Source organism: Myxococcales bacterium, assembly GCA_016720545.1.
Lineage (GTDB): Bacteria > Myxococcota_A > Polyangia > Polyangiales > Polyangiaceae > JAAFHV01.
This window is the reverse complement of the sequence record JADKKK010000006.1, coordinates 441,834-461,393: the sequence shown is the minus strand read 5'-3', so window position 1 is coordinate 461,393 and position 19,560 is coordinate 441,834. Positions and strand designations below refer to the sequence as shown.

Here is a 19,560-nt window from a genome sequence, read left to right as displayed (position 1 = left end):
CAATCCCGGGCCGAGGCTCGCCGGGGCATGAGGATGCACTCTGCACGTGTGTATTGTGCAACTAGAGGCCGCAGCGCCTACGGGAGGTCCCGGCACCCCTGCAGGCCCGCAGGATCCACGCCGAAGGTGACGTCGTCGGCGGGGAGGAGATCCGACCCCGGGAGCGCCACGAGCGTGACGCCACGCACCGTGCCCGCGGTCTCCACCGGCGTGCCGGCGGCGACCGTCGCGAAGACGAAGGCTTCGTCGCCGCGGGACGCGACGAGCGGGAGCGCCGCGTCGCACTGCTTCTTCTTCCAGCCCATCGACGTGTTCCGCGGGGCGGCGCTCGGCGGCGGCGTCGCCAGCACCGGGGGGCGCTGAACGGTCTCCGTTCGCCCGACGAGCAGGCTGCGCGCGGTCCACCCGTAGAGGACGTACCCCGGAGTCTTGTAGCCGACGAGCACCTCGAGCCCGTTCCGCGCGAGGACGTCCAGGTTCTCGGTGCGCGCGGTAAAATCGAACACGACCGCGGGTGGTCCACCCGGCTGCGTGGACAGCGGGATCTTGGCTTGCTTCGGGATGTTGACCTCCCGGGAGGTCGAGCCCGTCACCGTGAGCGGGTCGAACGCGGCGGGCTTGGTGCCGAAATAGGCGCACGGCTGGCTCGTGGTGATCGACGTGGCCGCCGAGGGACCGAGCGCGACGCGCGGGTCGAGCGGCACAGTGAAGCTGACCGCGTCGACCTCGGCCTTCTGCCACGCGAGCGCTTGCCCGGGCGCGATGACCGCCACACCCTGCAGCGCGATCGCGCCCGCCGGGTAGAGCGGGACGGCGTCGGCCTCGACGTAGCCGCGCGCGTCGACCCCGCCGAGCTTGGCCTCGAGGTACAGGCCCTCCGCGCTCGCCTCGCCCGCTGGGATCGTCGCGGCGAGCGCCGCCGACTGGGTGAAGCTCGCGAACGGCTTCGCTCCGGGCGCGCGCTGGAGCTTCAGCGTCTTGGCGGACCACACCATGGGGGCGAGCTTGCACGCGAACCGCGCAGGCGCGTTGAGCGGCGCCGCGGTGAGCTTGGGTGGCTCGACCGTGACGGGGGCCGCCGGAGCGGGCGCGGGCTTGGGCGGAGGCGCCGGCGTGGGAGCTGGCTCGGGCGCGCGCGGAGGCGGGGGCGGCTCGCCGCAGGCGGTGAGGGTCCACCAGAGCGGGAAGAGCGAGGCCGCAGCAGCCGCGACAGAGGAGGGGAGACGACTTCGGCGGAGCACAGCCCGAGCCTACACGAGGGTCGACGGCCCGTGCACCCGCCGCGCTCGCGTGCGCGCGCGGATCGCGGAGCGCGAGAGGCGGGCGCCTCGCGCAGCTACCGAGCGCACCTCGCGCCGACCTTTCCGTACTGGAACGTCGCGGGCTTGAGGTCGCCAGCGACGATGAGCGTCTCGTTCGGCGCGGCCGCCGACAGGTAACGCTCGCTCCTGCGCGAGTGCCCCTCGAAGCTGGAGCCGACGAGCGCCACGTGCGGGAGCGGGCCCGCGTAGCGGAGCACCCCGTTGTTGCCGCGTCGCACGCACGCCTCCTCGCCGAACCCTGGGCCCGCGGTCACGTCGCACACGTCGGTCACCTGGCTCGCGCCCGGGTTGATCGCTCCTTGCGACGTGGGCCACGCCGCCTCCATGAGGTTGCCGCCGATGTCGTACCACCCGTCGCCGCCCGCGGACTTGATGGCCGTGACGTCGAGCGGGAAGCGCCCGGGCGCCGCGATCGCCGGCGTGTCGTCGTCGGCCGGCAGGTGACCCTGACCGTCCGGACGGATGGTGGGGAAGACGTAGAAATAGCGCTGTGGGTTCACGCAGCCGGGCCAGGCGGGGTTGCAGGTGGTGCCGTGCCCGTTGCGCCAGTTGAACTGGCCCACGTTGAGCAGCGTGGCCCACGGGATGTACACCGTGGTGGCGCCGATCACCTCGGGGCGCCGGCCCCACACCTCGCGGAAGTCGTCGGTGCGCGCGAGCTCGCCGCCGTCCCACGCGCAGAAGCTGGCGAGGAGGAGGGGCATCATGCAGTTTACAGGTTTCTTGTCGAGCTCCTCGCGGCTGTACTTGCGCACGCCGTCGGCGAAGCCCGTCCCGTCGACGTAGCCGATGCCATAGGGCTTGATGTGGGTCGAGGGCTGCCAGTAGGTGGCGTGGCCGTAGCCGCCGTCGCCGACGAAGCACCCATCCAGCGCGTTGATGGGGTCGAGCGGGAACGCGCCGAGGTGCACCGGCATGGGGAAGCGCGCGCTCGGGCCGGCGCGATCGGGCAGCACGTCGAGGAGCCCCGGGTAGCCGTTCAACACTTCGGCCAGCTGCGAGGTGGGGTTGGCCGCGGCGTACGCCAGGGCGTACGCGCGCACGTTCGCGACGCCGCCATTGGCCGCGGCGAGGCCGTCGAGGAAGGCGCGCACACGCCCCCCGGTGATCTCGTAGCGGTCGAGGCGTCGGGTCGTGCGCGTGGGCAGCGGGAGCGAGCGACAGCAGCTCTCGACGACGGCCCCTGCCGTCCCGGGCTCACCGGTGCCGCACGTGTCGACGCCCGAGGGCCCGTTGGGGCCGCCGCGGCACGAGGCGCCGACGACGCACTTCTTCCCCGTGCTGCACACCGCGGTGGAGCAGTCGCGGTCGAGGGCGCAGCTCTTGGCCTCGCCGCACTTGGTCGGTGCGGTGGGGCCGCCGCAGTCGATGTCGGTCTCGCCGAGGCTCGGGGAGACCTTCCCGTCGGTGTGCGTGGGCGCGGCGCAGGTCCCGCCGACGCAGCGGCCCTCGCAGTCGTCGTCCGTGGCGCAGGTGCCTGGGGCCGCGTCGCGCGCGTCGGCGGTCGCGTCGCGGGCGCCGTCGGCCGTCGCGTCGGTGGACCCGTCGCGCCCGCCATCGGGCGGGCTCGCGTCGGTCGGCGGGCTAGTGTCGCGTGGCGGCGTCGCGTCGTCCGTGGGGGGCGCCGCGTCGGCGGCGTCGGCTTCGTCGATCGGCGGGTCGCTGTCGCCGCACGCGGCGAGGGGCGCGCACGCCGCGAGGGCGACGAGCAGCGCGGCCCAGGCGCGCGCGCCGGGCGAGGGGGAGCGGGACGAACGAGCGAGGCGTGCGAGGCGGGGATCGTTCATACGGGCGAGTGGGCTCCTTCGGTGCGGCGGAAGTCGGCGCGGATCTTTCGAGCCTAGCAGCGCTGGCCTAGCAGCGCTCGCCTCGCGCGCTCGCGCTCGCGACGCGCTTGCGAGGCGCTCGTGCCGCGATACGCTCGCGCCAATGTACGACTCCTCGCAGGGCGCGCCCGCCCCCGCCGCCGTCCGCGCTGTCGTCACGGAGCTCGCCGAGACGCCGCCCGAGGCCATCGAGCGCATCGCGCTCGAGCCGATGCCGCCCATCGACGTCGCCTCGCTCTCGCCGCGCGACGTCATCGTGCACGTGAAGAGCGCCTCGGTCGGCTGGGTCGACCTCATCATGACGAGCGGCCAGTACCAGCACCTGCCCAAGCCGCCGTACACGCCGGGGCTCGAGTACGCTGGCGCGATCGCGTGGCTCGGTCCCGAGGCGAACGCGCCTGGGCAGCCCGAGCTGACCCTGGGTCAGGAGGTGCTGGTCGACCCCTTCCTCGCGGGGCCGCGCACGCTCGGCGACTACCAGCGCTGGGGTGGATGGGCCACGTACGCGGTCGCTCCGCGCGAGGCCATCCTGCGCGTACCGGGCGCCCTCTCCCTCGACGCCGCCTGCAACCTGCTCGGCAACTACGAGACCGCCTACCACTGCCTCATCGCGCGAGGGCGCCTCCAGGCGGGCGAGACCGTGCTCATCCACGGCGCCTCCGGGGCCACGGGCCTCGCCGCGGTGCAGATCGCGAAGCTCCTCGGGGCGACCGTCATCGCGACGGGGCGCTCGGCCGCCAAGCTCGATCTCGTCGCCGCGCACGGCGCCGATCACCTCCTGCGTGTGGGCCCCGACGACGCTCCCGACGGGCTCAGCTCGCTGCGCGACCGGGTGCGAGCCCTCACCGACGGTCGCGGCGTCGACGTCGTGTACGACGGTGTGGGCGGGCCCATCTCGGTGGAGAGCCTCCGCTGCGTGGCGTTCGGCGCGCGCTTCCTCCTCGTGGGGTGGGCGTCGACGCCGAGCGTGTCCCGAGGCAAGGGCGGGCGCGGCGCGCCGAACGCGAACCAGCTCCCCACGAACCTCATCATGATGAAGGGCGTCGACGTGCTCGGCTGCCCTGCGGTCATCTCCACGATCCGCGATCCGTCGATCCGCGCCCCGCGCCTCGCGCAGGTGCTCGCGTGGGCGGGGGAGGGGCGCATCACCCCGCACGTGTCCCACACGTTCCCGCTCGCCGAGATCAAAGAGGCGATGCGCGCGAAGTGGAGCGGCGAGGTGGTCGGCGGGTGCGTCGTGCACCCATAACCCCTCAGGATCCCGCGATCCCACGATCCCGCGATCGTCCAGCACTCGCCGACGAACATCCCCTTGATGGGTAGTGAACGGGCCGGTCGCGGGAACACGATGGAGACCTCGTGGCGGAGGCCTCGCGGACACGCGCTGTCAAGATCGCCGCTCACGCCGCGCGGTCTGCGCCGGCGGCCCCGAGCGCGCGCCGCCGCCGGCGATAGGCCACGAGCGCGACCGCCGAAGACGCGATCGCGAGCGACACGCCTCCGCCCGCGGGCGCCACGCCGCAGCCCGACCCGGGGCCTGGCGCGACCGCGTCGCGCTCGGCCGCCGCGGAGCCGGCGGGGTCGTAGGTGAAGAACAGGTGGCTCGTGATCGTGCGCGGTCGGTCGTCGACCACCACCTCGGCGCGAACGCGGAGCTCTCGCCCAGGCTTCGCGGTCGAGAGGGTCGCCTCGCTCACGGTGGACTCGAGCGTGAAGGGATCGCTCGTGATCTCGGCTTCGGTGTCCACGGCGCCGTCGCGCACGAAGCGCACTCGGTGTCCGCGCCCGCCCGTGACCTTGGCGCGCACACGCACGCTCCGCGCGCGGAGGCGATCGCCGGGGAGCCCGCCGCCCTCCGTGGAGAGCTCCACCATGGGGTCCTCTGGGCCTTGCAGCTTCACCACCGTGCGCCCGCGCTTCACCGCGTCGACGATGGCCGGGGCGGAGAGCTCGGTCGCATAGACGAGCGTGGTCGGGCTGCCGAGCGGGCTCGCGAACGCGCCCGTCGCCTTGCCCGCGGCGTGGTCGTCGCCGCCGCCCATCGCCGCTGCGTGCGAGCCACGGTCGAGCAGCGCCTCCCACGCCGCGAGAGTGACGTCGAGGAAGAGGCGCGCGCCCTCCTTCTGACCGCCGGTGCCGAGCTCGTAGCCGCCGACCTTGTCGGGTGCGACGTCGTGCTTCCACGCGCAGCCGATGCACACGTCGCCGAGATCCAGCAGGGGGTGGTTGATGGAGAAGACCGCCCCCTGCGCCAGGACCGCGTCCACGGCGCCGCCCATGGTCACCCCGGGCTGGCCCAGGCGGTGGTCGACGAAGCGCGTCGCGCCGATCGCGTTCGCGTGGCCAGCGTAGGTGGTGAGCTCGATCCCGGGCACGAAGAGCAGGCTCGCCTGGCGGGCCTGCGCGTCCGCGAAGAGGTCGTGCTGGGTCACCGTGTTGTGGTCGCTTATCTCGACGAAGTCGAGGCCGCGCGAGCGCGCGAAGGCCGCGATCTCGTCGAGGGTCGGCTTCGCGTCGGTGCTCTCGCGCGAGTGCACGTGGAAGTCTCCCGCGTAGTAGCGCGCGCCCGTGGCGAGCGCGGGCCACGGGGCGTACGGCCTTCGCTCGGGCTGAGGCGCGAGCGTGGGCGCGTCGCGAAACGTGAGCTTGATCCGGTATTTCGCGGGAGAGGCGACGAGCTTGGCCTTGCCGACGACGACCCGAAAGCCTCCGCGATCGAGCGGGCCCGGGACGTAGGCGCGGCTCGCGGCGCGCTCGTTCAGGACCACGTGCTCGTCTGTGCCGCCGCCCCAGCCGCGGTAGCCCTGCGCGTCGTCGAGCCCGAAATCGAGGATGTTCGTCGCGGAGAGATCGTCGTGCTCGATCTCGAGCTCCTTCGTGCCCGCCGGCACTTCGAAGGGCACGAAGAAATGTTCGGGGCCGCCCGTGGGCACGTCGCCCTCCAGGGTGATCGTGCTGTCGGCGCGCGCGGAGCGGGAGATCGCGGCGAGCGCGAGCAGGGCGGTGAACGCGAGGAGGAGGGGCAGTCGGCGTCGCATCTCCCCATGGTATCCGGGATCGAGGCCCTCGCCCGCGTCGCGCGGCCGTGTGCGCTGAGCGCTCTCGGCGTGCTAGGGGTTCCGCAAGTGGAGATCGCATCATGAGGCGTCGAGTCGTCACCCCGCTCTGCTTCGTCGGGCTCGCCGCGGCCGGCTGCGCCTCGCCGCCGTCGCCGCTCTCCCCGCCGCCGCCTCCGCCTCACGGCCCCGCGCCGCACGGCCACAGTCACCACGGGCAGGGGCTCCACAAGCGATTCGACGGCGCCGAGGGGTGGACGAAGGTGTTCGACGCGCCTGAGCGCGACGAATGGCAGAGACCGGACACCGTGCTGGACGCGCTCGAGCTCACGCCCAAGAGCCTGGTGGCGGACGTGGGCGCCGGCACCGGGTACTTCTCCGTCCGCCTGGCCCGTCGCGTGCCCGAGGGGAAGGTGTTCGCCATCGACGTGGAGGCCGACATGGTGCGGTATCTCGCCGAGCGCGCGAAGCGAGAGGCCTTGCCCGGGATCGTGGCCATTCAGGCCGCGCCGCACGATCCGAAGATCCCGGAGGCGGTCGACGTCATCCTCGTCGTCGACACGCTCCACCACATCGACGCGCGCGACGCGTACTTCGCCAAGCTCCGCGAGCGCCTGCGCCCGGGCGGCCGCGTCGCGATCGTCGACTTCGCGAAGGGCGCCACCATGGGCCCGCCGCCCGAGCACAGGCTCGCCGCCGAGGAGGTGGTCGCCACGGCCGCGCGCGCGGGCCTCACCAAGGTGCGAGAGGTCGCGCTGCCGCAGCAGTACGTGCTCGTCTTCGCGGTCGCGCCGACCCAGCAGCAGGGCCCGAAGTAGCCGGGCGCAGCGCGCGACGACGACGTTGTTAGCTCCAGGCGCTCGTCGTTCGAAGGCGAGCTGGGGGGGAGCTCCACCTCGTGCAGGCCCCTGTCATCGTCCGCGGGGCGGCCTGAGCCCGGCGACGAACGCCTTGGCGCGCTCGCGGGGCAGGGCCTCCTCGATCGCGGTCGCCAACGCGGGCGCGTGGAACGAGTCGCCGCCCACGCGCTCCCAGAGCTTCGCGAAGGTCTTGTCGTACGCGGTGTCGAGCGGGGCACCGTTCGCGTGGCGGAGCCCGCTCGCGATCGCCACGAAGACCTGCCACGCGCCGCCCCACGAGGGGAGCCTCGTGGTGAGCGCCCTCGCCGCCTTCTCGCCTTCGGCCCCGAGAGCGAGCGACACGTCCGCGAGGAGCGAGACGACGCGCGTGCGGTAGTCGACCATGTACGGCTTGGACGAGAAGCCAGCGTCCTTCATCGACGTGGCGCGCACCGTGAGGACGTCGTACGCGCCGTCGCGCGCGATCTCTGTCCACGCCGCCAAGGCGGCGACGGTCGGCACCTTCTTCCACCCCTTCAGCACCTCGTCGGGCCGCGCGTGCCCCGAGCCCACCGCCGAGACCGCCCACCAGACGGGGACGGTCCGCTCCCCGACCTCGAGGGTGACGTCGCTCGGGCCGGGCCGCGACCGGCCGAGGAAGCGCGCGAGGTGCGCGTCGCGATTAAAGAGCCCGCAGTTGGCGAGATCTCGCGCGAGCTCCAGATCGAGCAACACCTCGAGCACCGCGCGCTGATCCGCGGAGAGGTCGTCGACGAGGAGCTTCGGGTACAGGCGCCACGCCGTGAAGGTCTCGTCCCTCAGCGCGTCGGCGGCCCGGGACGCTTCGCGGCCCTTGCCCGCCTTCGCGAGCGATCGCAGCGAGGCGATCGCGTGGGCCACCCCACCGCCCGCGGGCTGGGTCGTGGCCGTGGCGACACCCCTTCCGGCCCCCCCCCCCTCCCCCCCCCCCGGGGGCCCCCCCCCGTTCCTTGGGCGCCCTCGCCTTCGGCTCGGGGCCGCCATAGACCTTCGTTCGCCCCTCCGGGGCTCACTTCCAGGTTCGTGGGGGAGAGGCTCCTTCGCGAGCTCGAACCTCAGCGCCTCGCGGAGCCTCAGCTTCTTTGCGCTCGCCTTCCAGGCGGCCGCGAGCGCTGCGCAGAGCTCCAGGTCGTTGGCCCGGAACGTGTGCTGCACTGCGCCGCCGACAGGCTTGGTCTTCCCCGCCGGAAAGAGGGCGGCGCTACCGAAGGACCACAGGTAGAGCTGGTACCTCACGGCGCCGCCCTCCAGGACGTCGACGAGCTGGACGGAGTCCTCGTCGCCGTCGTCGAGGCCCTCCTGGGCGATGAGCCCTCTCCACTGCTTCTTCTCCGCGGGGGAGAGCTTCGCTCGGCGCGGATCACGGACATTGGCGAGCGACAGGGAGAGCTTCGATTTGGGCTTCGCGGCGGCCATCGCGCGGAACAGCATATCCGGAGCGCGCGATCGCGCACAGCGACCTCGGGTGCGGCCCTGGCCGTCAGTCTACCGCGGGCCCGGCTCCACGAGTGGGTCGGGCCTGCGCCTGGTTCGTGCCGTCCGTTGGCCCCGCGTCGCTACTTTGGAATGAACTTGAGGGTCCCGCCGGTGATGAACCACACCTGAGACGCCGTGAGGATCACGCGGGAGGCGATGGGGTCGCCGACGACGAGCGGCGTGAGGGTGCAGGTGCCCAGGGTGGCGATCTCGGAGAGCGCACACTTCCCGAGGCCGGTGGGGCCGCCCACGTACAGGCTCGTGCCGTCGAGGTTGAACGTGTCGCCGAGCGGGCCGAGGTTGATCCACGCCGCGCAATTTCCCGCGGTGGGGCACGCCTCGAGGTTCCCGTCGCGGAGGATGACCGCGACCGGGTGGGGGACGGTCGCGCCTCGCGCGCTGGTGCCGATGCGCGCGGCGGGGGTCGCCAGCGCCGGGAGCGTAGCGCCCGTGACGGTCGGCGCCATCGAGCCCGTGCCCAAGCTGGCGTCGCTCCCAAAGTTCCAATGAGAGCCCCGGGTCATGGGCACTTGGTCGGTGACGATGGGGGTCACGCCGAACGCGGTCGTCGGCGCGCCGAGGATGGGGGTCTTGGTGTAGGTGACCGAGATTTGCGACCGAGTCTGGGAGTACGCCGACACGAAAATACGCCCGTTCCAGCCAGCGCCGACGAGCTGCTCCTGCGTCGCGACGGCAGGGAACGTGGTGGGCAAGAACGAGTGCAGCGAGGCCTGGAAGTTCTGGTGGTCCCGGAAGACGTAGAACTTGGTCGTCGACGCCGCGAAGTAGTCTTTACCCGCGTTGTAGTTCGAGACCCCGACCTGGCGCGGGGTCGCGCAGGCGCGCGACTCGCAATAGCGGAGCGCGTTGCCCAAAGGTACCTTGCGGTAGAGCACGTGCGTGTCGTTGGCGTCGTAGAGATCCACGTCCGTGTCGATCGTGGTGGCCACCGGGAGGGGCGGCGGAGCGGTGTCCGCGCCCGCGTCCATCGCGCCCGCGTCGGTCGCCGCGTCCGTCCCCGAGTCGGTGTTGGCGTCGCCGCCCGCGTCGGCGCTGGCGTCCGCGGTGTTCGAGTCGGTGCTGGCGTCACGGGGCCCCGCGTCCACCCCCGTGTCGGGAGGTGGGGTGGCCGTGTCGCTCGCGGCGTCGGTCCCGGGGGGGGTCGACGTGTCGGGGGCGGCTACGTCTTGGAGCCCGGCGTCCGCCGAGCCGTCGCCCGGCGTGCTCGGTTCGCACGCGGCGTACACGGCGGGCAGGGCGCACAAGAGGACCGCGAAGCCAGCTCTTCTCATGACTCGACCGTACGGCATCTCCTGTCCACGCGCTACGTACGGCGGAGCTTTCGCCCGGCCGCAGCGCGCTCTCTCGCGAGCCCCGGGTGGCGCCACCCTCGCCCACCTTCCGCTCGCGCGAGGTGGCGCGCGAGGAGCACGCACACCCACATACGAAAGGGCCGCCAGCGCACACCGAGGGTCGCGAGCGTCTCGTCGGTTGGCGCATCGAGGCCGTACGCCGCGGCGAGACCATGGAGCACCCGCGGCTCGGCGGTCGGCAGCCCGTCGGGGAGGGCCGCGCCGCGAAACAGGATATGGCTCGCAGTCCACGGGCCGACGCCGGGCAGCTCTTGCAGCTCCGAGAGCGCCGTGGCCACGTCCGCGGCGCGCAGGCGCTCGGCGTCGAGCTTGCCGGCCCGCGCGGCGGCGCCGACACCCCGGAGCCGCGCGAGCTTCTGCTCGGGCAGGCCCGGGAACGCGTCGAGCGCCTCGAGCTGCGCGGGAGACGGAAACACGGCGTGCGCGCGGCCGTGCAGCCTCACCACGTCGCCGCGCTGCTCGGCCAGGCGCGTCTTCAGGGTCGCCGCCTGGGTCATCGGCAGGCGCGCGGCGAGAACGCCCCAGCACGCCGCGTCGTAGGGCGAGGGCTTGGCGGCGGTGAAGAACCCAGGGAACTCGGCCTGGAGTCGCCCCACGACGGGATCGCGCGCGCCCACGGCGAGCCACGCGTCCGGGTCCTGGTCGAGGCCGAGCATGCGCGCGACCTGCGCCCGCAGCGCGCGGTGATCGGTCGTGCCGGCGGGCTCGAGGATCACGCGATCGCCCTCCTCGCGGAGACACACCGCCACGGCCTCGTACGTGCCGTCGAGGCGGAAGGCGAGGGTGAGGCTCGGTTCTCGCCCAGCGCCGTCGACCGTCGCCATACCGCTGCCGGGCGTGAAGCCCGCGTAGAACTCGGAGGCGGCGCGGAGCGCGAACCCGCGCGGGCGGGGCAACGAGAGGGGCTCGGTCGTCATCGCGGCGGTCTCAGCGTACCATGAGCCACACGCGGCCAGCCGTCGCCACCAGCCGCGCGCCCGTCGCGGCGCCTCGTGTCCGTCGCGCGGACGCGTGACGCGACCCATGGGCATTTTTCGGCTAGAATCGGAGGGCACGGGGGCGTGGCGAGGGGCGCCGCGCAGGTCCGTCGCGGAGGTCCCCCTTGCTTCGATGGCTTCGAGCACTTCGAGTCGAACCGGCCGAGACGAAGATCGAGTTCGATCTCGTGCAGCTCATCGGGCACGCGTCGTGGCCGGTGAAGGTCACCGTGGTGCTGCTGGTGCTCTGCTCCGTGGGCGTATGGCTCATCGCCGCGCTGAAGCTCCAGCAGCTCACGAGGCTGCGTAGCTCCTCGCAACAATTCGAGAAGTCGGCGAAGGGCCTCGGCTCGGGCGCCGCGCTCTTCGAGCTCGCCGGCGGCGGCCTCGACTCCCCGGGCGCCCGGGTCGTGCGCGAGCTCTCGGAGCGCGGCACCACGAACCTCGAGCGCCTCCGCGCCGCGGCCGACCGCGCGATCGTCGACGAGCGCCGCCACGCGCGGAGCTTGCTCTCGCCCCTCGGGTCCATCGCCTCGGCCGCGCCCTTCATCGGCCTCTTCGGCACCGTGTACGGCATCATGGACGCCTTCGTGCGTATCGGCGCCGCGAAGTCGGCCGCGCTGCCCGTGGTCGCGCCGGCGATCGGCGAAGCGCTCATCTCGACCGCGATCGGTCTCGCCGCGGCCATCCCCGCGGTCGTCTTCTACAACGCGATCGACAAGCGCGTGGCGGAGCTCGTCGCCGAGCTCGAGGCCTCGGCCGCCGAGTGGGTCGCGCTCATCGCGGAGGAGAAGGCGGACGTCCCCATCCCGCTCGTGTCGGTGCGTCCGGTCTCGACGCGGACGCCGTCCACTCGCTCCCCGTCGGAGCGTGGCTGAGATGGCGCTCGCGGGCGGGCGCCGCAGCTCGGACGGCGGTGGCGGCGGCTTCACCGACATCAACGTGACGCCCCTCGTGGACGTGATGCTCGTGCTCCTCATCGTCTTCATGGTCACGGCGCCGCTGCTCACCACCGGACTCCACGTCGATCTGCCCGACGTGAAGGCCGCCAACACGCCGCTGAAGGACGCAAAGCTCGTCGTCACCATCACCAAAGAAGAGAAGATCCTCTTCGGCGAGCGCGACGTCACGGCCAACCTCGAGCAGGAGCTCCAGACCAACGCGCGCGTCCAGAGCGAGCACGAGGTGTACATCCTGGCCGACAAGGAGGCGCGCTACGGCGTGGTGGCGCGCGCGGTCGCCGCGGCCCGCACCGCCGGAGTCACGTCGTTGAACCTGCTCGTCGAGCCCGAGGAGGAGCGGAAGCCGTGATCGCGGCCCTCGCGTTCCGTCCGAGCGAGGTGGTCGTCGCCGCCGGCGCGGCCGTGCTGGCGCAGCTCGCCGTGGTCGCGCTCTTTCTCCTTCCGCCGCCGGCGCCGGTCACCGTGGCGATCTCCGACGACAACGCGCGGCCGCTCGCGGTCTCGATCACTCCGGTCGCGCTGCTGAAGAAGGGCAGCCAGAACCCGGGCAAGCTGCCGTCGGCGTGGGAACGAAAGGCCAAGGTTTCCAAGGAAGAGACCGCCCAGCCCTCGCCGCACGCCGACGTCGACACACCCCCGAAGAACCCGCGCGACGCCGGCGCCGTCGCGGCCACCGACGCCGGGCCGAGCGTCGCCACCTCGGCCGAGGGCGACGGCGGAGCGGGAGAGGCGGGGGCCTCCACCACGCTCGGCGCGGCGGCGGGCTCCGACCACGGCACCGAGACAGATCCGCTGAAGGGGCGCGCGGCCGACCTCTACCGCGCGCAGCTCGCCTCATGGTTTCTGGCCCACTTCCAGATCCGGGGGAAAGTGCCCTTCGAGACCCTGAAGACCCTGCGGGGCGAGGCGATCGTGTCGATAGGCAACGATCGTCGGATGGGTGGCTATTCGGTGGTCGGGCTCAGCGGGAACGCGGCCTTCGACGCCGAGGTCGAGGCCACCTTGGCGCGCGTCCGCGCGAGCGGCGGAGAGCTGCCGCCACCGCCGCCCAACTATCCAGATATGCTTGGAAAAACGCTGTCGGTGGGATTCCGATGCACAGTCCGGAGCCAGTGCGAGTGACGCGAACGAGCCCTCGAGTCCACCCTTCTTTGTGTCGGTCCGCCCTCGCGGTCGCCGCGGTCGCCGTGCTCGCCGCCGTCGGCCCCGAGGCGCTGGCCCAGTCGAGCTCCCCGCCCTCCTCGCCGCCCGACGACTCGGCGCTCGGTACCGTGGAGGTCGACGGCTCGGCCGGCGGCATCGCGCCGCGCCCGAAGCTCGGGCTCGTGCCCACGCCGCCCGCGGGCGAGGCCGACAGGACCGCGCGCGACGTCGTGCGCAACGATCTCGACCTGTCGGGCGCGTACGAGGTGCTCGCCGACGACAAGGCCCCCGATCCGGCGGCCACGCGCGATTCGCTCATCGACCTCGTGGCGTGGCGGGGCAAGGGCGCTGAGGCGGTCGTGCGTCTCACGCTCGACCCGAGCGCGCCCGCCGGCACGCCGACCCTCGTGGCCGAGGCCTACCTGACCGCCGGGGCCACGCCGCTCGCCCCAGGAGCCGACCCGAGCGCGGCGCCGAGGCCGCTCTACCGCGGCGTGTTTCCCGTCCCCGCGGGCACGAGCCCGAGGGCCGCCTCCCACCGCGTCACCGACGCCCTCCTCGGGGCGCTCACCGGTCGCCCCGGCGCGTTCGCGAGCCGGCTCGCGTTCGCCCAGCGCGCCGGTCGTTGGCAGACGGCGCAGAGCATCGACGCCGACGGGTTCGGGCAGGCCCTCGAGAGCCCCACCGACTCGACCGTCATGTCCCCCGCGTTCGGCCCCGGCGGCCGGCTCTTCTACCTCATCAGCCGTGACTACGCCCCGTTCCACGTGGCGACGGGAGTGGCCGGCACCATCCTGCCGTTCAACCTGCCGGGCTCGGCGCTCGGCCTCGCGTTCTCGCCCGACGGGACCCGCACGGCCGTCACCGTGATGCGCGACGGCAAGTCGCTCATCATGGTCGGCGAGCCGAACGACGCGGGGAAGCTCACCGCGGGGCCGGCGTCGCCGCTCGCCCACCACCCGGCGTTCGGTCCGCTCGGCAAGATGGCCTACGTGGGTGGCGCGCCCGTTCAACGCGTCCACGTCGACGGCGCGCCGGTGTCTCCCGCCGGCTTCATGGCGAGCGCTCCTTCGTTTTGCGATACGGCCCAAGGGCTGTTGCTCGTGTTCACCGTGGAGGTGCAGGGCGGGGCCGAGCTCGTCGCGACCGACACGCGGGGCGGCGGCCTGCGCCGGCTCACCCAGCGCCAGGGCGAGAACCGCTACCCCGCGTGCAGCCCCGACGGGCGCATGGTGGCGTTCTTCTCGACGACGGAGACAGGCGCGGGACCAGGGCTCTACGTGATGCCCGTGCTCCGCCCGTGGATGGCCCGCAAGGTGGCCGGTGGGGCCGGGCAGTCGGTGGTGTGGGAGCGCCTGCCTCCCACGAAGTGATGGAGCACGCGCTCGCGTCGCGCTTGGCCGCTTACCCGTCCCCCGAAGGCAGACACGTCGGGCAATCGCCGTAGCCCGTTGTGCGCCTCTCCCTCTCTCCCCACACCAAGGCGCCGCCAAAGGGAGGGAGGGGGGGAGGGAGGGGTGCCTCTGTTTCGGCGCCGGCGGGAGGAGCCTCCCTGTTTGAGGGTCGGCGTTCTCGCGCGGTCGCCAGTCATGTCAACGCCGCTGTCCGCGCTGGGCGCCGCCCCCACCCGCGCGGAACGCCGTCCGAGTTGAGGACGGACCCGCCGGCGCCGAAAAAGGGGCGCCCCTCCCTCCCTCGGGACGACGCCGGCCTCCCCGCCACCGCGCCGCCGCTCCCTCCCCGCCGCCGACTCCTCCGGATGATCCTGAGCCGCCCCGCCCGCGGAGCTCGCGCGCCTCGTGGTCACTTCACCGCGAGGTAGATGGCATAGAGGAAGGCCGGGGCGATGCGCGTGGCCTGCGTGGGGCACAGGTGCCCCTGGCTCGGGTCGTCGCCGCCCGGGCCCGATTGATCGCTGAGGCACGCGGCCGTGGAGCGTACGGCCTGGCATATCTGCCAGACGCCCCCCACCTCGCAGCGCGCGCCCGTCGTCGGGTGAGTGCTCTCGACGTCGACGAGGTCAAAGATCGGATCTGTTGGGAAGGTCGCGAACATCCAGTCGCGGAGCTGGAGCTTCGGTGGGTTCTCGGTCGCGTCGAACACGAGCGGCGGTGTGACGTGCACGACCTTGATGCCCTTGGCCTTCAGCGCCGTGACCGCCGCGGCGTATGCCGACTTTGCGGTCGCGAGCAAGGGAGCGGTCACGTCGGCGTAGCCGTACTTCATGATCGCGACGTTCAGGTTGTTCGCCGCCTTGGCGGACTCGGCCTCCCACACCTGCACCTTCCGCGTGGGGTTGCCGTTGTCGACGCCGAAGCCGGAGCGGAAGATTCCCCCGTTCAGCCCGGCCGCGGCGGTGCTCGAGGCGGTGTAGGTGCGAAAATTGACGCCGTTCGCCTCGACGCCGTTCTCGAGGTCTTGCCCCACCGACATGTGCAGGAACAACGTGCGCGCGGCCCCGACCTTGGCCTTCTCGGCCGCCGAGAGCGCCTTCCACGCGGCGATACCCCCATTGCCCACGACGTTCGCGGGCCGCGGTCCACCGTCGGTGGGCGGGGGCGGCGGCGCTCCGTCGGTGGGCGGCGGCGGTGGCGCCCCGTCGGTGGGCGGGGGCGGCGCCCCGTCGGCGAGCGCGGTGGGGGAGGTCGTCGTGGTGGTCGGGGCGGCGTCCACAGCCCCTCCATCGGTGGCGCCCGCCGGCTCGTTCGAGCACGCGGCGAAGACCGGACCGAGCGCCGCGAGCGTGGCGAGCGTGGCGAGCGTGGCGAGCGGAGAGACGGAGCGGGCGCGTGCCATGGGACCTCGAGGGGAGCTTTGCCTCCACCGGCTGTAGCACTCCCCGGAACATCGGCCCAGGGTCGCGCCTCCTCCAGTTGGATGATGCCGGCCTAAACGCGGCGGCGCACACTTCAGCTGGCGCTATCTTGCCCGATCATGCGCGCTCTCCCCTACCTCTTGGCCACTTTGTTGCTCGCGGCTTGCTCCAGCACCACGCCCTCGCCCGACGACGCTTCGGGCGGGCTCACGCTCTTTCGTGGGGGGAGCCGCCTGAAGGCGCGTGTCCTCTCGGGTGAGGGGGGCGCCAAGGTCTTCCAGTCGTTCAGCGACAGCGCGCTAGGCACAGACTGCGCGCCGCGCCAAGGGGCCGACGGCAAGCTCCGCTGTCTCCCGCTGGTGGGCGGCGATCCCTTGTTCGCCGACGCGGCGTGCACGCTGCTGGCCGCGCGCGCGCCAGCCGAGTGCGAGCCGTCGAAGTTCACCGCCACGGCGGACTCCTGCGGCAAGGGCGTCGAGGTGTACGAGATCGGCGCGAAGCTCGAGGGCCCGAAGGCCTACCGGAAGTCGAACGGCGCGTGCGAGGCGTTCTCTCCCGACGCCCCGCTGCACGCGACGACCAAGGTGGACCTCGCGAAGTTCGCGGAGCTCACCACGTCCGAGGTCGCCGCGGGCCCGCTCACGGTCACGCAGGTCCGCTCGGCCGACGGCGCGGCGGCCGTCTACCAGCTCGCCATCACGTCGTCGAAGGCGGAGTGCGCGCTCCAGTCGCTCTCGGACGTGAGCGGGGAGGCCCTCGGGTGCGTACCGGCCGCGGCGTCGTCAACGCCGGAGTCGGAGTTCGGGGACGCGGCGTGCAGCGAGCCCGTCGCGGTCTCGTACCAGTCGGAGGCCTGCGGGGCGCGGCCCGCCGTCGCACAAATCTTCGCGAAGAAGGGGGCCGGCGAGTGCGATGGCTACCGCCTCGAGTACCGCGCGCTGGGCGAGCCGGTGAGCGCGCTCTACGCCAAGGGCGGCGGGACGTGCGCGGCGCTGCCCGCCCCTCCGGGTGCGGCGCGCTCCGCGTACAAACTGGGGGCGACGGTCGACCCCGCCACGTTCCCCGCGGTGGCGAGCCGCTCCGTCGGCTCCGGACGCCTCCGCTCGCGCGAGTACACCGTCGCCGACAAGGCCGTCGGCCAAGCGCAGACCCTGCTCGACGGGGAGGTCGCGTGCTCGCCGTCTTCCTTCGCAGACGGAGTCAAGCGGTGCCTCCCCGGCACCGTGCGGACGGTCACTGCCCGAGAGACGCAGCAGAAATTCGCGGATCCGGCCTGCACGCAGCCGCTCTACGAGCAGGACCTCTGCAGCGCGCCTGCTACGCACATCGCGATCGTGGAGGAGACCGGCTGCAAGCGGTCGATCACGAAGGTGCTGAAGGCCGGCGCCAAGTTCACCGGGACCAAGTTCTACTTCTCGAATCCAGGCGACTCGGCCTGCCTGCCCGCGGACGTGTCTCCGCGCAGCAGCCTCTTTTCGGCGGGCGAGGAGGTGTCCCCTGCGGCCGCGTTCGCGACCGTCACCGAGGCGCTCGAGTGAACCGCCGCCGGCGGCTCGCGCGCCGTGTCAGGGGCACGAAAGCGCCCCCACGAGCTGCGTCTGCCCCTCGACCCCTACCTTCGCGTAGAGCTGTCGTAGCTGGCTGCGCAGCGTCGCGACGGAGACCCCGTTCGCCGCCGCGATCTCCTTCGGCGCCCTGCCCAGCAGGAGGTGCCGGGCGATCTGGGTCTCCCGCTCGGTGAGGCCGTAGGCGCGCCGCGCGCGCGCCGCGAGCTCGTGGTTCACGCTGACCGGGTCGTGCACGTAGAGATCTCGCACCGAGGTTCCGTGCAGCTCTCGCGCAGGGCCCGCGCTCACCCGCACCCCCCGGTGCTTCGTGGTCCTGCGTCCGCTCCCCCCCGCGCCGAGCCACCCGCAGAGGCTCTCGCCGTCGACGACGATGTCTCCGGTGAGCAGCTCCACCATGCCAGAGGCGACGAGCGCTCGGCCCGCGGCGTTCGCGAGCAGGACCTCCGGCCTCGAGCCCATCAGCACGAAGACCGCGAAGGCGAGCCCGTCGAGCGACGTGTCGGCGATCGCCCGGCGGAGCGCCACCACCTCGGCGTCGGCCACGCGCCCGAGCTCCGGCAGGAGGCGCTCCACCAACGCGGCCTCGCGCCTTCCTTCGCCGCGCGCGTCGCGAGGTCGGAGCACGCCGAGCGTCACGTCGTAGGGGCCGACGCGGGCGAGCCGGCTGCCGTAAATGTCGCGGATCCCGTGCGGCCGGCAGAGCTCGGCGTGGAACGCCCCCGCCTCGAGCTGGCGCCGCGGGAGCAGATCCTCGCTGACGAGGACCGACCCCACCGAGAGCGCGCGCACCCTTTCGATCCAAGGATCGGCCGCGTGGAACTGCTCCACGTACGCGCGCTCGAAGGAGGCCGGGAGCCCGAGCCAGGTCTGCTTGACGAACGCGCCCGACCTCCAGACCGTGAGGCCGGCCGCGAGCGCGCCCGAGGTATCGACGAAGGCGGAGAGCGCGTCGAGGAGCGCGAGCTCGCCCCGCCCGCACGCGACGAGCGCCTCCCGCGCCCTCTCGGATGTCCCCAACTCGCCCCGCGTGACCACCCAGGAGAGGCTAGCAGGAACGCGCCCGCGGATCGCTCAAGCCTTTGACAAGACTGACCACGACGCGGGAGCTCGGCCCTCCGTCGGGGCGATCGGCTGGTCAATCGGGTGACCAGTCTCGTCCGCGCTCGTCCGTCGTCAAAGCGCTCGTCAGATGCCGTCCTTCTGCTTCAGGAAGGCCTCGATCTTGGCGACGTCGGCGTCGCCGACGGGGCCACGGTAGACGAGGATGTCTCCGAGCTTGTTCGGCGCGTTGTGGACCTCGCTTGGGCGGCCGCCCACGGTGAGCTCGCTCACGCTGTCGACGGAGCGCGCGGGCACAGTTGCGCTCCCCACCTCCACGCCGTCGACGCGGAGCGAGACGCGGGCGCCGACGCGGCGGTAGCCGATCAGGTGGAGCTTCCCGTCGGCGGCGAGCGCGGTGGGACCTTGGAGCTTGAGCTTGTCGCCGTCGAGGCCCGCGCCCGGCTTGCCGTCGCTCGAGATGTTGGCGAAGACCTGGAGGCCATCGAACGTCGGCGCCGGGAAGAGCCCCTTGTAGAGTACACCGGTGAGCGCCGTCGTGCGGGAGTCGAGCCCCACGACCACCTCGACGAGCACGTCGTCCGTGCCGAAGTCGAGCTTGGTCGTCGCGGGGTCGCGCTGGAGCCACGTGCGCGCGGCGAACACCAGGACGGGCTTCGAGCCCGCCTGACCCACGCTGGGCTGGATGTCGCCGTTCCCCTGGAACACGGTGTTCCCGGCGCTCGACTGGTCCGCCCACGCGGAGACCTTCGCGCCGGCCTGCGTGAGGCCGCGCGCGGGATCGAGCCAGAGCTGAAGCCCCGCGACCTGATTCGGCGCGAAGGCGACGGGGGCGTCGGGGGTGCCGGTGTCGGGGATCGACGTGTCGGGCGCGGCGGCGTCGGTCGGGGGTGTGGACGGGGTCGGTGTCGGGGTCGGCGTCGTGGTCGGCGTGGCCGTGGCGGAAGGCGCCCCCGAGTCGCCGGCGGTCGCGTCGGTGCCCGAGCAGCCCGCGACGACCCCCATGACGACGAACGGAGCGAGGACGAGCGAATAGGCAGCGCGATGGGTCATTTTGAGCTCCCGAAAAGAAGAAGGCGCGGAGGGTCATCCCCGCGCCTCGCAC

Annotated in this window: 16 protein-coding genes; 7 read left to right on the top strand and 9 right to left on the bottom strand. The window is 72.8% G+C overall.

The window, feature by feature from the left end; translation table 11 throughout:
* Positions 1 to 77 precede the first annotated feature (77 nt).
* Positions 78 to 1,241, bottom strand: coding sequence for a hypothetical protein (locus tag IPQ09_15670; protein ID MBL0195634.1), 1,164 nt, complete (start codon positions 1,239 to 1,241; stop codon positions 78 to 80).
* 95 nt (positions 1,242 to 1,336) lie between these two features.
* On the bottom strand, positions 1,337 to 3,109 hold the full coding sequence (locus IPQ09_15665; GenBank protein MBL0195633.1) for a hypothetical protein: 1,773 nt from the start codon (positions 3,107 to 3,109) through the stop codon (positions 1,337 to 1,339).
* Positions 3,110 to 3,251: 142 nt separating this feature from the next.
* Between IPQ09_15665 and IPQ09_15660 the strand changes: the two genes are divergently transcribed.
* A complete protein-coding gene (locus tag IPQ09_15660; protein MBL0195632.1) occupies positions 3,252 to 4,397 on the top strand; it encodes an NADPH:quinone oxidoreductase family protein in 1,146 nt (381 codons plus the stop codon).
* Between the two features lie 151 nt (positions 4,398 to 4,548).
* On the opposite strand, the gene IPQ09_15655 is transcribed toward IPQ09_15660, so the two are convergent.
* A complete protein-coding gene (locus tag IPQ09_15655; GenBank protein ID MBL0195631.1) occupies positions 4,549 to 6,186 on the bottom strand; it encodes a PHP domain-containing protein in 1,638 nt (545 codons plus the stop codon).
* A 101-nt stretch (positions 6,187 to 6,287) separates the two neighbouring features.
* Between IPQ09_15655 and IPQ09_15650 the strand changes: the two genes are divergently transcribed.
* Complete coding sequence (locus tag IPQ09_15650) at positions 6,288 to 7,022, top strand: class I SAM-dependent methyltransferase (GenBank protein ID MBL0195630.1); 735 nt, start codon at positions 6,288 to 6,290, stop codon at positions 7,020 to 7,022.
* 93 nt (positions 7,023 to 7,115) lie between these two features.
* Here IPQ09_15650 and IPQ09_15645 read toward each other — a convergent pair whose 3' ends face one another.
* The 3 genes from IPQ09_15645 to IPQ09_15635 all read right to left on the bottom strand — a co-directional run bounded on the left by IPQ09_15645 (position 7,116) and on the right by IPQ09_15635 (position 10,848).
* Positions 7,116 to 8,498, bottom strand: coding sequence for a hypothetical protein (locus tag IPQ09_15645; GenBank protein MBL0195629.1), 1,383 nt, complete (start codon positions 8,496 to 8,498; stop codon positions 7,116 to 7,118).
* A 140-nt stretch (positions 8,499 to 8,638) separates the two neighbouring features.
* On the bottom strand, positions 8,639 to 9,850 hold the full coding sequence (locus IPQ09_15640; GenBank protein MBL0195628.1) for a hypothetical protein: 1,212 nt from the start codon (positions 9,848 to 9,850) through the stop codon (positions 8,639 to 8,641).
* Positions 9,851 to 9,882: 32 nt separating this feature from the next.
* Positions 9,883 to 10,848, bottom strand: coding sequence for a DNA-3-methyladenine glycosylase 2 family protein (locus IPQ09_15635; protein ID MBL0195627.1), 966 nt, complete (start codon positions 10,846 to 10,848; stop codon positions 9,883 to 9,885).
* Positions 10,849 to 11,033: 185 nt separating this feature from the next.
* Here IPQ09_15635 and IPQ09_15630 point away from each other — a divergent pair, with 185 nt between their 5' ends.
* From IPQ09_15630 to IPQ09_15615, 4 genes are read left to right on the top strand one after another with little or no spacing between them, the layout of a single operon-like run.
* Entirely contained in the window at positions 11,034 to 11,786 is a 753-nt protein-coding gene (locus tag IPQ09_15630) for a MotA/TolQ/ExbB proton channel family protein (GenBank protein MBL0195626.1), read from the top strand.
* A 1-nt stretch (position 11,787) separates the two neighbouring features.
* On the top strand, positions 11,788 to 12,219 hold the full coding sequence (locus IPQ09_15625) for a biopolymer transporter ExbD (GenBank protein ID MBL0195625.1): 432 nt from the start codon (positions 11,788 to 11,790) through the stop codon (positions 12,217 to 12,219).
* Positions 12,216 to 12,992 carry a hypothetical protein gene (locus IPQ09_15620; protein MBL0195624.1) on the top strand — a complete coding sequence of 259 codons (777 nt, stop codon included), beginning with the start codon at positions 12,216 to 12,218 and terminating at the stop codon, positions 12,990 to 12,992. Before IPQ09_15625 ends, IPQ09_15620 begins: the two co-directional genes overlap by 4 nt.
* A gap of 29 nt (positions 12,993 to 13,021) precedes the next feature.
* A complete protein-coding gene (locus IPQ09_15615) occupies positions 13,022 to 14,386 on the top strand; it encodes a PD40 domain-containing protein (protein ID MBL0195623.1) in 1,365 nt (454 codons plus the stop codon).
* 430 nt (positions 14,387 to 14,816) lie between these two features.
* Here the strand turns inward: IPQ09_15615 and IPQ09_15610 are convergent, their stop codons facing one another.
* Positions 14,817 to 15,809 (bottom strand): hypothetical protein, encoded by a 993-nt coding sequence (locus tag IPQ09_15610; GenBank protein MBL0195622.1) that lies wholly within the window; start codon positions 15,807 to 15,809, stop codon positions 14,817 to 14,819.
* Between the two features lie 138 nt (positions 15,810 to 15,947).
* Between IPQ09_15610 and IPQ09_15605 the strand changes: the two genes are divergently transcribed.
* Positions 15,948 to 17,366: a hypothetical protein gene (locus tag IPQ09_15605; protein ID MBL0195621.1), complete on the top strand. Its 1,419-nt coding sequence runs from the start codon at positions 15,948 to 15,950 to the stop codon at positions 17,364 to 17,366.
* 27 nt (positions 17,367 to 17,393) lie between these two features.
* Here the strand turns inward: IPQ09_15605 and IPQ09_15600 are convergent, their stop codons facing one another.
* Both IPQ09_15600 and IPQ09_15595 read right to left on the bottom strand, forming a co-directional pair.
* Entirely contained in the window at positions 17,394 to 18,431 is a 1,038-nt protein-coding gene (locus IPQ09_15600; GenBank protein MBL0195620.1) for a helix-turn-helix transcriptional regulator, read from the bottom strand.
* A 150-nt stretch (positions 18,432 to 18,581) separates the two neighbouring features.
* Positions 18,582 to 19,508: a hypothetical protein gene (locus tag IPQ09_15595; protein ID MBL0195619.1), complete on the bottom strand. Its 927-nt coding sequence runs from the start codon at positions 19,506 to 19,508 to the stop codon at positions 18,582 to 18,584.
* Positions 19,509 to 19,560 lie beyond the last annotated feature (52 nt).

Coding starts and splice junctions, on each gene's coding strand:
- IPQ09_15595 (MBL0195619.1), bottom strand. CDS start 19,508: ATGACCCATCGCGCTGCCTATTCGCTCGTCCTCGCTCCGTTCGTCGTC.
- IPQ09_15605 (MBL0195621.1), top strand. CDS start 15,948: ATGCGCGCTCTCCCCTACCTCTTGGCCACTTTGTTGCTCGCGGCTTGC.
- IPQ09_15645 (MBL0195629.1), bottom strand. CDS start 8,498: ATGGCCGCCGCGAAGCCCAAATCGAAGCTCTCCCTGTCGCTCGCCAAT.
- IPQ09_15650 (MBL0195630.1), top strand. CDS start 6,288: ATGAGGCGTCGAGTCGTCACCCCGCTCTGCTTCGTCGGGCTCGCCGCG.
- IPQ09_15610 (MBL0195622.1), bottom strand. CDS start 15,809: ATGGCACGCGCCCGCTCCGTCTCTCCGCTCGCCACGCTCGCCACGCTC.
- IPQ09_15665 (MBL0195633.1), bottom strand. CDS start 3,109: ATGAACGATCCCCGCCTCGCACGCCTCGCTCGTTCGTCCCGCTCCCCC.
- IPQ09_15660 (MBL0195632.1), top strand. CDS start 3,252: ATGTACGACTCCTCGCAGGGCGCGCCCGCCCCCGCCGCCGTCCGCGCT.
- IPQ09_15655 (MBL0195631.1), bottom strand. CDS start 6,186: ATGCGACGCCGACTGCCCCTCCTCCTCGCGTTCACCGCCCTGCTCGCG.
- IPQ09_15625 (MBL0195625.1), top strand. CDS start 11,788: ATGGCGCTCGCGGGCGGGCGCCGCAGCTCGGACGGCGGTGGCGGCGGC.
- IPQ09_15635 (MBL0195627.1), bottom strand. CDS start 10,848: ATGACGACCGAGCCCCTCTCGTTGCCCCGCCCGCGCGGGTTCGCGCTC.
- IPQ09_15640 (MBL0195628.1), bottom strand. CDS start 9,850: ATGAGAAGAGCTGGCTTCGCGGTCCTCTTGTGCGCCCTGCCCGCCGTG.